Source organism: Roseomonas sp. TAS13 (genome assembly GCF_001950415.1).
Lineage (GTDB): Bacteria > Pseudomonadota > Alphaproteobacteria > Acetobacterales > Acetobacteraceae > Roseomonas > Roseomonas mucosa.
Genome location: NZ_BDLP01000615.1, coordinates 1 through 1,639, shown reverse-complemented (window position 1 = coordinate 1,639; position 1,639 = coordinate 1). Strand labels below are relative to the sequence as shown.

Here is a 1,639-nt window from a genome sequence, read left to right as displayed (position 1 = left end):
TTGTGATCAGGAGACAGGGTGCTGCTGGCCGTCTGTGGCGAGGCCGCCTATGCGCTGCTGTCCAAGCGACTCGCCGGGCGCATGCCGCTGCTGGCCGCCGGCCTGTGGATGCAGATCTTCTCCGCCCTGTTGCTCCTGCCCGCCTGGCTGCCCCTGGCCATCCCCTGGCCGGGTGCGGCGGGCGTCCTGGCTGATCCGCTCCTGGCGGGGCTGCTGATCTTCCACGGGCTGACGGCCAGCGTGTTCAGCCTGCTGCTCTGGTATTCCGGTCTGCGCCGCGCCCCGGCGGGCCTGGCGGGCGTCTTCATGGCCTTCCTGCCCGCCTCGGCGGCGGTGACGGCGGTGCTGTTCCTGGGGGAACCGATGACCACGGCGCATCTCGCCGGCTTCGCGCTGATGCTGGCCAGCCTGCTGCTGGCGACCTGGCCGGCACGGCGCGGATGAGGGCCTGGTTCGCCTGTACCGGCGCGGAACTGCTGCGCACCGAAGCCGCCGATGTGGCCGCCCGCCTCGCGGCGGCGCAGACCCGGCGGGGCTTCGACGCCACCTATGCCCAGCTCGCCGCCTGGGAGGCCTCGGCGTCGCTGCTGCGCGAGGCTGTGGTGCGGGCGGGCGGGGAGGGCTGGACCCTGGCCTTCGAATACGAGCTGCTGCGCCTGGAGAAGCGCATCGACGCGGTGCTGCTGACCGACCGCGCGATTCTGGTGCTGGAGTTCAAGGGCGAGGGCTTCTCCCCCGCCGATCTGCGGCAGGTGGAGGACTACGCGCTGGACCTGCGCGACTTCCATGCCGGCAGCCGGGCGCATCCGATCGTGCCCGTGCTGGTGCCGCTGCTGGCGCCGGACCAGGGAGCGCAGCAGCTCAGCCTGCTCTGGCACGCGGTGGTGCCGCCGCTCCGCGCCAATGCGCGGGGCCTGCCCGCCCTGCTGTCCGCCGTGCAGGCTTCCGTCCCGGCCCCGGCCACGCCGCTGGACGGGGCGGCCTGGCTCGCCGCCCCCTATCGCCCGGTGCCGAGCATCGTGGAGGCCGCCACCATGCTCTATGCCCGGCATGGGGTGGCGGAGATCGCGGCGGCCCGTTCGGACGCCGCCAACCTGACCCGCACCACGGAGGCCATTGCGCGGGCGCTGGACGAGGCCCGGCGTGACGCGGCGCGGGTGGTGGTCTTCGTCACCGGCATTCCCGGCGCGGGCAAGACGCTGTGCGGGCTGAACGCAGTCTTCGGTACGGCGCGGCTGGACGGCGCGGCCTTCCTGACCGGCAACGTGCCGCTGGTCGGCGTGCTGCGCGCCGCGCTGGCCCAGGATGCGGTGGCGCGCGGCGCCTGTGGGCGGGATGAGGCGGAGCGGCGGGTGAAGGCGGCGCTGCAGAACGTCCATGCCTTCCTGGCCGAACATGCCGGCGACCCGCGGCACGGACCACCGCCGGAACGGCTGATCGTCTTCGACGAGGCGCAGCGAGCCTGGGACGCGAAACAGGCGAGCCGCGACACGCAGCGGCGCAAGGCCGTGCTGACCCTGAGCGAACCCGCCCACACGCTGGAGATCATGGCGCGCACCGAGGGCTGGTCGGCGATCGTCGCGCTGGTCGGCCAGGGGCAGGAGATCAACACGGGCGAGGCCGGGCTGGCGGAGTGGGG

2 protein-coding genes are annotated in these 1,639 nt (G+C 73.7%); both read left to right on the top strand.

Going from position 1 to position 1,639, the window contains the following annotated elements; all coding sequences use genetic code 11:
• Positions 1-18 precede the first annotated feature (18 nt).
• A complete protein-coding gene (locus ROTAS13_RS24230; RefSeq protein WP_253187764.1) occupies positions 19-444 on the top strand; it encodes an EamA family transporter in 426 nt (141 codons plus the stop codon).
• A partial coding sequence (locus tag ROTAS13_RS24225) for a DNA/RNA helicase domain-containing protein (protein ID WP_139323562.1) occupies positions 441-1,639 on the top strand: 1,199 nt, incomplete at its 3' end. The genes ROTAS13_RS24230 and ROTAS13_RS24225, both read left to right, overlap by 4 nt.